This window comes from Haloarcula halobia, from assembly GCF_029338255.1.
Classification (GTDB): Archaea; Halobacteriota; Halobacteria; order Halobacteriales; family Haloarculaceae; genus Haloarcula; species Haloarcula halobia.
On sequence record NZ_CP119787.1, the window covers coordinates 2642020 to 2656967 of the forward strand.

The window sequence follows — 14948 nt, forward strand, 5'->3', positions numbered from 1 at the left end:
TTCGCTGGTAGACGAGAGCAGTCAAACAAGGCGTATTCAACCAGTGGACGCCCAATTCGACAGTTTATTCGGGGAGCACCTGACGGCTGAGTGCTTACGAGAAGGCCACGTCCTGAATCGCTTTGAGCAGTTCCGAGTGAGTTACGTCCAGCCGGTATCCGAGTTCTGGCGACCGAGCCCGATTGATCATGGTGTGCCAGTTCTGGAAGAGTACAGCGGCGTTGATGCCGTACCGGCGAATCTTCGGGTTGGAACCGCCTAATGCGGGCATGAAGTCGTTCGAAACCTGGTTGATCGACTCCTCAATCGCCCACCGCTGGAAGTAATCAGCACGAACCCCGTTCGCTGACCGATCTGGCAGTTCCCGGCCCGTGAAGAACGCAACGTGCGTGTCCATCACCCCAACGCCCTTCATTCCTGCAGGATCCGAGAATTCTCCCCGGAATGACGGGAGAGGAAACGCACTCGTGAGCGAGGGGTCCGAGGAATCGTCCGCGTCGGAATCTCTCTCCCAGTCATCCAAGGTACGTGTCTGTAACTCAGTTTCCTCGGGGTTTTGGTACGTCTTGATTGTCTCCTTATCAATCTCCGGGTTCTCGATCTCGCCAGCGGTAACCTCAATTACGTCCGGGTTTGTCGCCTCCTTCGGATACACCACCAAATTCGGTTTCGGGACTGTCCCCGCCTTCACTCCCTCGGCGTACCCGACGTATCCTTCCGGAGTGAGTCCTTTGAGCGTCTTGACTGGGGGTCTATCGGGTGCGCTAACTATCCAGTCCCCATCAGCGACGCGCCGAGCAACGCCAAGGAGTTCACCGGGAACCATCCCTGCATCCGCCAGCATCATCTCGACGTCCAAGAGTTGAGTTGGTCCAGACAGGATGTCTCTCACGCTACCGGGGTACTCGGACTTCTCTTCGAGGAGCCTGACTCCAAGGGTGAACCGATTCTCGTTGTCGATGATGCTGACGATCGAGAACGTCCACTCCTCCGTAACATCGTTCATCCGTTTCCCGTACCGGCTAATGGTCGGTGCTTCACCACCGGTCCACTCGATTTCAAGGAGATCTGATGCGATCGAAACCGGGTCGGTGAAGAACCCCATGTCGTTTGCCACGCTCATCGTCTGTTGATGGACCTCTGTGAACTGCTCATCGACAGTCGGCACATCTGTATCGGTGTACGAATCGAATCCCGTCGACTCGGGGAGTTCGTTTGCGATGTATTTCGGGAGGGCAGTCCCCTTCGGGACTTGTTCGTAATTGTAATCCCACAAGGCGACGTCGGCCGCAGTTTCTAAACCAGCGCCGTCACGTGCCGAAGCCGCAAGCAAGCCGATGAAATCAAACACGGTGAACTGTGGGTCGTCCCGTCCGAACGTTAGCGGATCAAGTGTCTCTCGCTTCAACAATCGAACCCAGTTACGGAGTGCCTCACGCTCATCAGCCCGCGTAAGCGTCTTCTCCGAGAACGCCGGGGTTAACGCGTTCAGTCCGTACGCTTCTCGAACTGATTCCGGAGGCACGAGACCGTTTCGATACGCTGCGTACGCCGCGCGCACAGCCGCGTTCTCGAACGCTGCTTCGAACCCTTGCTCTTCGTCGAAGACTTCAGGCGGGATTTCCGAGTGAAGATTGCTGACGGTGCTGTAACTCGGAAGCGCCTGTGGAGTATCATACCCAAGGGCTTCACAGACCGCGGGACTATTTTCCAGATGCCTGTAGTACCGGCTTTGATTCGACACACACCGACATTTTTCGAGAAATGCGACTTTGAGACGTCGGTTGAGTATGGATGACGATGGGAGTTCGAGGCTTTCTTCAGCGAGAGCCGTCTCCGCGACCTCAAGCACGGCTAGGCTGTAAAGCGTTGATCCGTCGTTAGGATGATCGAGGTCAGCCCACTTGCACCGGTTCCGCTGATGGAGTTGGGCAGCTAAGTGCTTCTTGCTGTGTAATGTTCCGACGGACTCAACGGCAGCTGAGTATTCAACTTCGACCCCGCGTAACCGGATGGGCCCGTAGGATTCTTCGTTCGGATGGTTCTCGTACTTTATCGGAGCTGTGTACTCCTCGTCTACTCGCTCGTTATTCGGGCGAATAGCGTCCTGAAACTCGAATTGTGAGATTTTGGACATTCGTTCATATAAGATTGTTAGCTTGGTGCGGGATAAATCCTCGCTGGCAAATAATCTAATTCAGAGGAACATCGTGAGCAATATCCCATATCATATCTGATGTGTTTCTGAATACCGGGGCGATTCGGAGTCACAGGAACGAACTATGTCGGATTGTTGCCTCGAAACACCAGAACCCCTAGATCACCCATCAACAGGCCGCGTTTGACGGCACCCACCGAACTCGCGCTGTTCGAGCGATGTATTCGCCACCTCTTGTGAACCTGTACACACCGATAGGAAGACACCCTGTAAGCCTAAAATCGTTATTAAGGGGTGTTTCCCCGATGGTTGAGGTAGAAAAACTACACCCTCGACTTATGTGGCCTACTGCTTTTGTCGACACATGACCGTCGACGAATCATTTGATCCTCCGGTGTTGAACGAGGAGACACCATCGTTTGATGCGCCCGTTGCTGTGGAGTGGTGGCATGGCTTCCAAGATAATAGGGAGCCAGAACTCGATACTCATCATGGCTTCCATGATGCCGCGCACGTCGGCGATGGAACCCCTCCGACGGTTCAGGACGGCGAGTTCATGACTGCGTCGGGTGCACGTGTAACCGCCAACAGCCAACCTGGAGATATGCGGGAGTCGCGGTATCTCTATACCACTCATCGGGAAGCGCTCTCGCGTGATATCAGACCGTGCGTCGAGTGCTTTCCCAGATACGCCACTGACCGGCGACTGGAGAAAGTACGAGAAGAAGGCGGGATTCTCACTGAAGCCGGCGTGGAGGGGGCGGTGTTTCCGGTGTGGATCCGGGCTGACAAGGAATCTGGGTGGGATCTTGACTCGGTCCATAATTCGTACACGTCTCTCCTCTATCGATCGTTTGCGATCCGAAACTACGCGGGGTCAGTCGGGGGACGACTCCGATACTCATTACAACCGATTCGCAAGTGTGAGTACTCGTCGTACGAGGAAGCTGCTGCCGTTGACCCCGCGATGGCACATGTCTCCACTCTCAGGACGATCCAGCCGGAGGAGCTGCCGGAAGTCAGAGAGCGCCTCGGCGACGAACCTCTCTCGATCCCAGTTGAGCACGAGCACCGATCCACGGACACAGGAGAGACACGTGCGTCTCTGGTACACCGCGCGGAAAATCCGCCGTGTGGATATGAACGCGAGACACCGTTCGGGCCGTTAGATGATGTCGATGATGAATTTCAGGAAGAGTTGGATTCGGAACGGCAATCGGTTGCCGATGTCATAGAACGCGGGACCGTCGTCGAGTTCTGCGAGGCCTGTTTCCCCGAACTTGCTGAATTCACGGATGCCTGAGCACTGACCCGTGGACACACGTAGTCAAACAGCATCTAAATCAAGTCATGGTGTCAGCGCGGCAAAAGATTAGGCCGTTCTGATTTCTAAAGCTCGTTCGGTGCGCCAATGACAAAGAACGCCGACGGTCAACTCAAGACGCTTCGAGAGAAAATCCGAAACGACGAACGGGATCTGGACGAAGCAAATCGTGATGCACTGCTTGAGTTCAGTAACGGACTCTTCCTCATTCCCAGTCAAGTCGGAGACCAACGGCATCTCAAGCTGCTCCGGCACAATGTGAGGATGGCCGAACACGCTGGTAGCCTTGTCGAAGCACTTGAAGATGAGAATGCTGCGAAGGAGATCGTCCGCTGGATTCACCGTACGTACGACAATGCGGAGACAAACCGTGATTACCGCGTCGCGCTGAAGCAGTTCGGACGGCGTGTCACTGACCAGAACGGAGATGATCCGCCCCAGTCGATGGAGTGGATTCCATCGAATACTCCGAGTACGTACGATCCCGCCCCGGAACCTAGTAACATGCTTCAGTGGAAGGAAGACGTCCTCCCCCTAATCAATGCTACTCGAAACCCTCGTGATGCAGCACTCATCGCGGTTGGGTGGGATGCAGGTGCTCGTTCCGGTGAACTTCGCGCTCTCACGGTCGGTGATGTGACGGACTACGAGCACGGGTACCAGATCACGGTACAGGGAAAGATGGGTCAGCGGACCGTTCCCCTTATTCCGAGTGTTCCGTTTCTCCAACGTTGGCTTGCTGCTCACCCGAGCGATGATCCTGCAGCACCGCTCTGGAGTAAACTGACTGAGCCGGAGGCTCCGAGTTACAATGCACTTCGAACGGCCGTGAAGGATGCTGCCGACAGAGCAGGGGTCGAGAAGCCAGTGACGTTTACGAACCTCCGCAAATCCAGCGCATCTCACTTGGCTTCTCGCGGACTGAATCAGGCCCACATCGAGGATCATCATGGCTGGACTCGTGGAAGCGACGTCGCTTCCCGGTACGTATCCGTGTTTGCAGACGATACGGGTCGAGAAGTCGCTCGTGTCCACGGCTTAGAAATCGACGAAGAGGAAGAACCGGATGCGACTGCTCCGGTCGAATGTCCGCGGTGTCATCAACAAACGCCACGAGAAATGGATCACTGCCTTCACTGCCGACAGACGATCAATATGGAGGCCGCGCTTCGGCGAGAACAGACCTGTGAGTGGTGTGGATCCTCAATCTCATCTTACTCTGAACACATACCGAACTGCACCGACATCAGGGTGCATCAGGGTGAACCACAGTGACCCATGACTAACCGTCGAAATTACTGGAAGTCCTACTGTTCACTAGTCACTGTCAGTAGTGATCAGATCGGACAGCTCGAAGAGTCGGACGTCATCGCGCGTGTCAGCGACGTTTTTGAGATCGGCGGTGTATCCGGAGCGGCTGAACAAGACGTACAGCGTCTCTCCGTCTGCTGGCTCTTCTGACCATCGGACTTCTTCCGTGGTTCGTTCGAGATTAGAGAGCACGCCTTCGCTCACGGGTTTCGATGTGAACTTACACTCGCCGGCGACGAGACCATCGCCGGTGAGACCGAGGGCGTCCAGTTCGTGTTCTTTGAACCACCACTGCCCGATGTCACGGAACTGCCGGTCGATGAGATCTGGAAGCGCTTGCTGGCAGAGGCGTTCGAACAACGGACTCACGTAATCTGCCAGTTCAGGCGCAACGAGTTCGTCGTACGCGTCGTCGCCGAGCATCCGAAGCTGATCTTGGTTCCCGTAGACGAACCGGAACCAGAACCGGAATAGCGGCGCGGCGATGCGGTACCGGCCGCGTTTCGAGGCTGTCGGTGATTCGGTGACCGGGATGTGGCGTTCGACAAGGCGGAGTCGACGGAGCTTCTGGAGGTACGTGCTGAGCGATCCTGAATCCACGCCAGCCATCCCCGCAATCTCGTTCGGAGTGCGACGCCCGTGTGCGAGCGCGCGGAGAATGCTGAAGTACGTGTTCGGCTGTCGGAGTTCGGTACGGAGGAGGAACTCTGGCTCAGAGTACAGGAGGCCACGCTCCGAGAGGATCGACTGCTGGACGTTCATGCCTAACGGCTGGTCAGGATCGATGGTTTGGAGGTAGTACGGCGTGCCACCGTAGATGGACCATGCAGTGATTGCGGTTTCGGGATCGTAGTTTGGGAAGAACTGGCGAGCATCGGTCACTTCGAGGGGCTTGAGGTCAATCGTTGCGGTCCGCCGACCGTACAGCGGCGCGCTCCCGGAGAGGACCTTATCTTCCATCACGCTGATCGAGGAGCCGACGAGCACGAGCGTCATCCCCGTCTCTTGTAGCTCCATGTCCCATACTCGCTGGATCCGTGAGGGGAGCGATTCGTCCTCTTCGATGAGGAACGGGAACTCGTCGATAACGACGACTGCATCTTGGTCGCCGAGTGTTTCGAGAAGTACCTCCCAGTCGCGGCGGACGTTCTGTAGTGAAGGGAACTGTGCGGTGGCGGTGTCGACGAACTGTTCGAGTTGGTTCTGTGCTGTGGACTCGACTGCCTGGTAGTAGACGGCGTCGTCCCGATCGGCGATGGACTGGCGGACGAGCTCGCTTTTGCCGAGGCGGCGACGGCCGTAGATAACGACGAAGTCAGCAGTCTCGGACTCGTAACAGTCCGTGAGTTGATCGAGTTCGACGTCCCGATCAACGAATTGCTCCATACCACCCATAGCTGCTCTCCTCAAATAGAACTTCTGATTTTGGAAATCGTAGTTTCCGAAATCGTGATTTCGTCTCTCGGAAGTCTGGAGCAGAAGTTGGTAGTGATATCTGCCAGTTGACAGTTGGAGGGAACCACCAACTCGTATTCCGAACTGTAGCGCACGTTTATATACTTGATTACTGGGAAGGCTCTGGACGACGTCCATGGTACGATGATTTTGTAACCGCGTGACTACGAGGCGATACACAGGTCTAATCCGACTCAAGAGCTCGGGAAAACGGGGATTCCCAGACGGGCCCTTTATATATTATCGGCTTAGGGCCAGTCATTAAATACACCTGTGTAATATGCCGGTGTACCTGAAAGATGATAGAACACACGCTAGAACCAATCACTCCACAGAAAACTAAAGAGATGTATCTGAAAGAGCGGGAGAACGCCAGGTACGCGACTCGACGGACCATCGAAGACGTCCTCGAAATCTTCGTCGAGTGGGCGGAGGAAGACGAGATCGAGGACATGAACGATGTTAGGGGCCGCCAGCTTCGGCGGTTCAAGAATTGGTGTCAGAACACCTCCGACAATAACACTGTGAGCCTCAACGGGATCATGAGTGTCGTACGTCGGTTTCTGGTCTTCTGTGTCAAGGTCGAGGCGGTCTATCCGGGCGTGCCGGACAAGACACCGATACCGAACGTCCCTGATGATGAAGACGTGTCCGACGAGAAACCGAGTGACGAGCTCGTCGAAGCAGTGCTCGAATACTTGGAGACCCACGAACCGACCTCGCGTCGTCACGTTGAGTACCGAGCGATCAAGGAACTCGGTAACCGGGTCGGTGCTATTCGCGCAATCGACGTTCGAGATGTTGACACAGACGAACAGGTGATTCGGCTTCGACATCGTCCTGAGAGAGAGTTCCCGGACGAGCGAGGAACGCCACTCAAGAACGGCAAGGACGGGGAACGTAATCAGAACATCTCGAAAGAGCTCGCCGAGCTGATTGACCAGTATAAAAATAATCCGGACCGTCATGACGTGGAGGACAGGTTCGGACGGAAACCGCTGCTGACCACCAAGGATGGTCGGCCGGATATCACGACGATTCGGCGTGACCTATATAAGCTCACACGTCCCTGCAAGTTCTCGAACGGGTGCCCACACGATCGGGATATTGACTCGTGCAAAGCCACGAAGAGTCGGCACGCCTCGACTTGCCCGTCCAGTCATAGTCCACATCCACTCCGGCGCTGGTCGATAGAAGACCAGATCGAGAGCGGCGTGTCGAAGGAACTTCTCGCCGACCGCGTTGACGTGTCAGTCCCAGTGCTGAACAAGCACTACGATAGGCGGTCCGAAGAGCGGAAGCGGAAGCACCGACTGGAGTTACTGGAGAAAATCTTCGACGGGTACGGCGACCCTGACGCGACTATTGACGCAGGGGTGCTCGTGGACTTGTTCGTCAACAGCGACGGAACCGTGGACACGGAAGCGCTCATGGAATTCAACGCGGACGGAGAGAACAGCGCTTCGAAAAAGTCGAAGACAGAAGAGATGCAGGTGACAAACGAGGAATCCGAGCAAGGGGCGGAAGAATCGTCACCCGAGGATCAGGTGACAAAGAAACAGTCCGACCAAGAGCCCGAAGAGTCCCCGCATGAGGATCAGGCGACGTTCGAACGATTCTCCGACGGGGTCACGAGTCCATTGCATCCGGCACTCGTTCCGGTGTTTGCTGGACTCGCTGCTAGTGGGCTGACGTTTCGTCGCCTTCGTCGGGAATTTGAAGCGCTGACCTCCAGCCCCGGGACGGCGCTTCGACCGAGCCGCGGCCGAGTAGCAAAAGGTGCGACCGCTTACACGCTGTTCGTCGGGCTGATAGCGTTCAACCTCGTGAACCTCAGTCTGATTCCCAGCGGAGTGCTCTAACTAGCGCCCGAAGCGACTGAGCTCTGGGACTCAGTCACGGGATGACGTCAGATCACAGGAGGGTGAAGCGGTTCGGATCGGTGGACGGGACCATCGTAATGCTCTGAGTGTGCGGTTACTGCCGTGACTTCCGAATCCGGCGCTTGGCCCTGTGTTCCAGTATTCGACGAGCGTAGAAGGAGTCGTCCCGGTCACCGTCTGCAACTTTTTCGAACGTCTTGCGAGAGATTTGCTTGGTCAGTAACTCACCGTCTTCGATCGTCCAGGCGAACGGTTCGTCGGGATCAAGTCCTTGCTCCCGCAGCATCGGTCCGTCCACTCGTAGCGACATCACGAGCTCGTCGCCGTACTCGGCCGCTTGTTCGCGGCTCAGCACGATGTTATCGAAATAGCCGTTCCCATTCGACTTAGGCGTAGCCCACTCGACAGACCAATCGGGGCCAAGATCGGTTGGTGACATAGGCAGACACCAGTCCCAGGGGCAAAAGAACCCGTCTGATGACTCACAACGTTTTGGTGGGGGTAGACGGACTCGAAGCGGATACGGCGGTTCACTACCCGAATTGCGTATCATAGAACGGGTCACACAGCCTCTTTTCAAGGATTGTGGGACGAATCAGCCGCTCTATAGCACGTGCGTATCTTGCGCAGAAGAACCGCCAGATTAGGTCGGTAATACAGTTGAAGTCGTGAGCACGTCAGTCAGACTGAGACACCGACAAATATCTGTTCCACTCAGAACAGAAGTCCTTCTAAACATATGGTATGCAACAGATTCAGTATTGTCGGCATCCTACTGTTTTTACGTGGAAGATTTGTTATGGCAAAAAACGTAACGTGCTCGCACTGTGGAGAGCAAATGAAACAAAAAGGCGCTACCGATAACTCTAATCGCCTTTCTAAGAGCTATATGTTCCTCTGTACGAATGACTCCTGTCCGAATATTTCAACGATTAGTATCTCAAATAGTGAGTAGTATTCTGACTACCAACTGTTCCCTAATTCAATAGTCCAATACTGGTAGCAGCTTTCGTATTCTGAGGCACCCACTCAGGCAGTTTAGAGATTGCAATGCTATCAGGAATCCTTTTTACACACCCAAAAGTAAGATGCTACCACTTCCCAATGGTTGACCTTCCGGAACAGTTGTCTGATATCCAGCTTTCTCGACGAAATCGGATTGTCGTGTATTATCTCTCGGGTCTTGTGGTACTCGTCAGCGTGTACGCGTTGGCCTACAACGTCGCAATGGCACAGCTGGAAGGAGTCAACCAGTCGATATTTGCGTCGCTGGAGTTCGTCGTGCAGACGATGACCACGACCGGGTATGGGCAAGACGCGGGTTATTGGAGTCATCCGTTGATGTTTCTATTGGTCACGGTGACCCAAATTTCCGGCATAGCGATCGGCTTCTTTACGCTCCGGCTCATAATCATCCCGCTATTCACTGGCGCAGAGGTCAACCTCGACAACCGACTCACGGCAAAACAGGACCATGTCATCATCTGCGAATACCGACGCGACTCTGCCGTGCTCCTTGAGGAGCTCAAAGAGCTTGGTATAGACTACGTCTTGATTTCCTCGTCCGAAGAAAACGCCAAGGACCTCTCCGACGACGGGTACTCCGTTATTCATGGCTCCCCACAGGACACGACAGCATTCGAGCGGGCTAGCATAGAGACGGCACAGGCGGTAATCACAGACGCCGGGAGTGCGAACGTTAATACCATCTTGACAGTTCGGTCGATCGACCCGGATATTGATATTATCACGCTTACTGATGACAGCGATATGCGAGATATCCTGTTGGATACGGGCGCAGATACCGTTTTGTCCCCGCACGGTGTGCTCGGTCAACGGCTCGCCGAGAAGGCGGTCTCGTCGTTCAGCTCGGAGTTGACGGACACGATCGACCTTGGTGGTGAAATAGAGGTTTCAGAAATCCCGGTCCAGCAGGGGAACCCGCTGATAGGGACACGAATCCGCAACTCGAAAATCAGAGAGGAGACCGGCGCAAACATCATCGGCGCGTGGATAGATGGGGAACTGCAACTCCCACCAAATCCGGACGCGATTATCCGCTCGAACACCGTGTTGCTCGTCTCCGGTGCACACGACGACCTAGAGGCGTTCAGTGATTTCATCCAACCGGCCCGCACACTCCGCAGACACGAGCGCATCATCATCGCGGGGCAAGGTGAAGTCGGCGAGGCCGCATTGGACGTGGTGTCTGAGGCTGGACTCGATGTCGTAACTATCGACGTCAATGACGGGGACAACGTGGATATCGTCGGGGATGCAGGGGCTAACGAGACGTTGGAAGAAGCCGGGATAGAGACCGCTGGCGCGATCATCGTCGGCCTTCCGAACGACTCGGACTCGCTCTTGACAACAGTGTTAGCACGGTCGCTGAACTCCGACATCGAGATACTCGCTCGGGTGAGTGACACTGACGCGACGCGGAAGGCGCTGAGTGCAGGTGCGGATTACGTGCTGTCAGTACCACGGGTGAGCGCTCGGATGGTCGCCAGAGAGCTTCGGGGAGAGGATGTCCTCGCACCGGCGAGTCAAATTCGGTTGCTCCGCGTCCCCGCAACGCCCCTGGCAGGGTCGACACTCGCGGAGTCGGGCATTTACGAAAATACCGGCTGTCGTGTCATCGCTGTCGAAGACGATTCGGGCTTTACGAGTACGATCGACCCGCAACGGCGGTTCACCGGAGATGAACGAATCGTCCTCGTCGGCTCCGACGAGGCGGTCCAACAGTTCAGAAAGCGATTCGAGGATTCACCGGTGGAATCGGAGACCTGATAATCCAGCTTTCTACTTCGGTTCTACTGTCTCGACAGGTTCCGTTTTCGTCGATGTACTGTCGTAGGGGCCCCGGACAATCCCAACGTTACCCGTCGCCTGTTGACTGATTTGTTCAGCAATCGTACCGAATCGGAGTCGAGCTGCTTCGCCGCGTTCGGAGAGTCCGACGCAGATCGTGTCGTAGTCACGTACTGCATCGAGAATAGTGTCTTCGATGTCATCGCTGACCAGAACCTTCGTTTCGAACTCGTCGGTCCTGATTCCTGCCCGTTCAGCGACGGCTGTGATTGTCTCCTCACCGCGTGCGATTGGGTCGGCACTGGCGGTCGAACTCTGGACGTTCAGCAGTGTCGGGACTGTGTTGTCGAGGGTCGCAAACTCGACGGCTCTCCGGGCCGCTACAGGTGCGTGTGGTCCGGGTCCTGCCAGTGCAATGGGGCTGCCGATTCTCTCGTTGTGCAGCGTCACGAGTGACACTTCACACGGGGCCTGCTCGACGACGGGGTCGAGATTCGGCCCGAATACGGCCTCGTCTTTGGTGAGCGAGCCTTGCCAGCCGAGCAGGACCTGGTCGGCATCTTCCTCGATGAGTGTTTCCAGAATCGTCTCTCCGACGTTCTGGCCGGTCACTGCGCGTGTCTGCAGCCTCACGTCCATCTCCGTCGCGTGCTGTTGGGCGGCTTCGAGCAGTTCCCGCTGGTGGGTGAGCCGCTCGGCTGCGACGTTCTGTTGTGGTGATTGGTCCGCGACCTGGATGACGTTGACAGCGACCAGTTCCGGTGTTCCATCATTTGTGTGGGCCTTCGCCGTCGCTGCTCCGAGTCGGATGAGATCCTGTTGCGTGTCGGGGTTCGAAATCGGCACGACGACGCGATACGCGTCGGATATATCAGGTTCCAACGCTTCCGTTATGAGTCCCGTCTCGAATCCCTGGTCTCTGGCGTAGACGATGTACCAGCCGGCTCCGAGCGCGACGATTCCGAGGCCAAGCAGAATGATGACGGTCGCCATCTGTGAGATGACGAGTACTGTCAGTAGTATCCCCAACACCGGAACGGCGGGGTAGAGCAGGTCCGGAATCCGGAACGATGGGTCGTACGCGTCGGGGTCGGCACGTCGGAAGACGACGAGTGCGACGTGAACGAGCGAATACGAGACGAGGAAGCTGAAACTCGCCACCTCGGCCAGGAGAGAAACGATTGTTTCGACACCGAGGCCGGCGGTAACGAGCAACCCCGTGACAGCCCCGGTGACGATAATCGCCCGGTGTGGCGTCCCGAACCGGTCGTGCGTGACGTTCAGGTGCTCGCTCATGAGGTCGTCACGCCCCATGGCGAAATTGACCCGGGCCGCTGCGAGAATCGACGAGTTCGAACTCGAAATCGCTGCAATCGCGGCGGCAGCTACGATTGCGACCACGCCTATCGAACCGAGATAGACGACGGCGACATCTGAAACTGGGACGAGCGAATCGCCCAACGAATCGTAGGGGAGAACTCCAGTGCTGACGAGCATCACCAGCGCGTAGAGGATAGTCACCAGCACGACGGAGAGAAGCATCGTCAACGGAATGTTTCGACTCGGGTCTTTGACTTCGCCGGCGACCGTAGCGATAATTTCGAAACCGAGGAACGAGACGAACACGATGCCAGTCGTGGCGATAATCCCGCTCGGGCCAGTCGGAGCGAACGGCTCAAGATTCGCCGGGTCGATGAAGAACAGTCCGACAGCGACGTAGATCAGGACGATGACGGTTTCGGCCCCGATCATGACGTTCTGGAGTTGGCTGGATTCCTCCGTGCCGTAGTAGTTGACGCCGACTATCAGTGCGAGGCCGACGAGTCCAAGCAGGACGATGAACAGGCGGCCGTCGAGGAACGGTATCGGCGCGACGAGATACTGCCCGAAACCGATCATGTAGAACGCGCTCGCAAACATCAGGCCGCTCCACATTCCCCATCCGACGATACTCCCGAAGAACCCTCCGAGCGCCTGGTTGACGTAGTGGTAACTCCCACCGGCAATGGGCATCCCAGTAGCGAGTTCAGACAGTGAGAGAGCTGCAAGCAGGGCGACAAACCCCGCAATCACGAACGAGAGCGAACTTGCGGGGCCAGCGCCCTCCGCTGCAATGCCAGGCAGGATGAAGATTCCAGCCCCGATCATCGTCCCGCCGCCGAGCGTCATCGCTTCCAGGAAACCGATATTTCGTTCTAGTTCACCGCTACTACCGCCTGTCATGCCGTTCGAATGGAAACTATATTCATTAGAATCTCAGTCGATATCTCGGACGATAATCGTTGGTTTGTCGATTTTGTCGAGGACCGGGGTCAACACAGTCCCGATAATCCGCTCTCGAAGTGTTGGCTCCGTCTCACCGAGGATGACCAGATCGTACTCGGCAGCCAGATTGACGATAGCCGACGTCGGGTCGTCGTCTTCTGCGAGGGTCCAATCAATCCGTTCGGGGTCCACGCCGTCTTCGGAGAGTCGATCGGCAGCACCACGGAGCATGAACTCACCCTGACTCGGGTCGGCTCCCGTAGAGCTAGCGTGAAAGAGGGTGACTGTCGCATCGTTCATCCGGAGTAGGTCACCGACGAGTGAGATGATTCGCTCCAGATTGACATCTCCCCGGAGCGGGACGAGAATTCGCTCTATCGAGCCGATTTCGTTCGGAACAAGCACCGCACCACAGTCGTGTTGGTCTGCGACGCGGTCGATTGTGTCCTCGCGGTCTTTCGTGAACACGAGAACGCCCTCTACTTCGTGACCAGCACTGTCGAACTGATTGACGATATCGTCCAGCCGCGATGCCGCCTCGGATTCGTGGTCAGCTTGGAGATGGGCCGGTGCTGTCTGTTTGGGAACCGGGTAGTACCCAAGGACGACAACGTTGACCGGTCTGAGAAGCTGGAGAATCCCCTGGTCTGGTGGGTCTGTCACAGAGACATCCACCGGAACGAGAATCGTTGAATCACCGCTGAGGGGCATATATAGCTGTATTCAGACGAGTGGCTTCATTGTTTGTGTCCAGACATGGTTTGTGCAGTTTCGTTCTCGTAGCCAGCGTGTGATTAGGTGAAAACAGTCTTAATATCGCCCAAAAAATAGATGTACCGTCTCTTCAGGCTCAAAACGATGGAGGACACCAGATTACGGGTAGCCAGTGCGGACACATTCGTTGGGCTCTTTTCAAGAGTAGCCCGACTAGTTTCTTTGAATAACGATAGCGTGTCATAGAAACGTTCACAGCCGATTTGTTGCGGTGCAAGCGGGTGGAGAAACATGCTGGATCGAGTATGATTACAGAAGGTAGTGCAAGATATAGAGGATAGATGCAGCACGGTCGCCATCGACTGTGGAGGCTCCGTGACGACCCGCCCGTAGTTGGAGGCAGCACTGGCACGTGCAGGCGGTAGGGGGACCGATGGTAGAGACACTACCCAGTCATCGGCACGAAATCTCTCGGCTGTCGCTTGACCGATACCAGGTGAACAGCCGGTGTTGAGGACCGGCCGGGACACGTCTACTGTCCGTCGCCCCGGATAATAGGAATGCCGGTGACAGTGACCCACATCTGGTTCCTTATTTGGATGGTTTTTTCGAGATTACTTCTGGCGCTGGCTCCAGTGGGACGTGGTCCTGGGTATTCCGTCGTCGGAATGCGTCCATATTCGACCCGGGTAGGTAGAATATGTCGACGAATGACTCGGGCACAGTCTTGAACTCTTGTTCGCCACGCTCCTGAAACACCGTGTTGAGGAACTGTTCGATACGGCCTGGATCTGTCGAGAACTGATACATCGCTGGCGTATAGAACTCTTTGGTGGGTTCCTCAGAGACAATCCTCGCCTCTAAGTCGCCCCCACGCTCGTGGAACAGTCCAACAAGTATGCGCTCGATTCTGCCAGGTTCTGGCGAGAACTGGAACGTCGCCGGGACGTAGAACTCGGGTGATGACGCCTCTTTGCTCGTTGGGTTTGTCTCTTCAGTTGCCATTGACAATCTCTGTGTAATAAGT

General features: G+C 56.0%; 10 protein-coding genes. 4 read left to right on the forward strand and 6 right to left on the reverse strand.

Annotation, left to right across the window (positions count from 1 at the left end):
• Nucleotides 1-94: 94 nt before the first annotated feature.
• A complete protein-coding gene (locus P1K88_RS13980; RefSeq protein ID WP_276410840.1) occupies nt 95-2137 on the reverse strand; it encodes a hypothetical protein in 2043 nt (680 codons plus the stop codon).
• 385 nt (nt 2138-2522) lie between these two features.
• On the opposite strand from P1K88_RS13980, the gene P1K88_RS13985 reads away from it, so the two are divergent.
• Nucleotides 2523-3461: a hypothetical protein gene (locus P1K88_RS13985; protein ID WP_276410841.1), complete on the forward strand. Its 939-nt coding sequence runs from the start codon at nt 2523-2525 to the stop codon at nt 3459-3461.
• A gap of 108 nt (nt 3462-3569) precedes the next feature.
• Nucleotides 3570-4757: a site-specific integrase gene (locus P1K88_RS13990; protein ID WP_276410842.1), complete on the forward strand. Its 1188-nt coding sequence runs from the start codon at nt 3570-3572 to the stop codon at nt 4755-4757.
• A 42-nt stretch (nt 4758-4799) separates the two neighbouring features.
• On the opposite strand, the gene P1K88_RS13995 is transcribed toward P1K88_RS13990, so the two are convergent.
• Nucleotides 4800-6179: an ATP-binding protein gene (locus P1K88_RS13995; RefSeq protein WP_276414150.1), complete on the reverse strand. Its 1380-nt coding sequence runs from the start codon at nt 6177-6179 to the stop codon at nt 4800-4802.
• Between the two features lie 368 nt (nt 6180-6547).
• Here P1K88_RS13995 and P1K88_RS14000 point away from each other — a divergent pair, with 368 nt between their 5' ends.
• The gene (locus P1K88_RS14000) at nt 6548-8110 is read left to right on the forward strand and encodes a tyrosine-type recombinase/integrase (RefSeq protein WP_276410843.1); all 1563 of its coding nucleotides are present in this window, start codon (nt 6548-6550) and stop codon (nt 8108-8110) included.
• A 115-nt stretch (nt 8111-8225) separates the two neighbouring features.
• Here the strand turns inward: P1K88_RS14000 and P1K88_RS14005 are convergent, their stop codons facing one another.
• Complete coding sequence (locus P1K88_RS14005) at nt 8226-8570, reverse strand: hypothetical protein (RefSeq protein ID WP_276410844.1); 345 nt, start codon at nt 8568-8570, stop codon at nt 8226-8228.
• Nucleotides 8571-9235: 665 nt separating this feature from the next.
• Here P1K88_RS14005 and P1K88_RS14010 point away from each other — a divergent pair.
• Nucleotides 9236-10921, forward strand: a complete 1686-nt coding sequence (locus P1K88_RS14010) for a potassium channel family protein (RefSeq protein WP_276410845.1) — start codon at nt 9236-9238, stop codon at nt 10919-10921.
• A 12-nt stretch (nt 10922-10933) separates the two neighbouring features.
• Here P1K88_RS14010 and P1K88_RS14015 read toward each other — a convergent pair whose 3' ends face one another.
• The 3 genes from P1K88_RS14015 to P1K88_RS14025 form a co-directional block, all read right to left on the reverse strand.
• On the reverse strand, nt 10934-13165 hold the full coding sequence (locus P1K88_RS14015) for an amino acid permease (RefSeq protein WP_276410846.1): 2232 nt from the start codon (nt 13163-13165) through the stop codon (nt 10934-10936).
• A 33-nt stretch (nt 13166-13198) separates the two neighbouring features.
• A complete protein-coding gene (locus tag P1K88_RS14020) occupies nt 13199-13918 on the reverse strand; it encodes a universal stress protein (RefSeq protein ID WP_276410847.1) in 720 nt (239 codons plus the stop codon).
• Between the two features lie 594 nt (nt 13919-14512).
• Nucleotides 14513-14926: a hypothetical protein gene (locus P1K88_RS14025; protein ID WP_276410848.1), complete on the reverse strand. Its 414-nt coding sequence runs from the start codon at nt 14924-14926 to the stop codon at nt 14513-14515.
• Between the last annotated feature and the right edge of the window lie 22 nt (nt 14927-14948).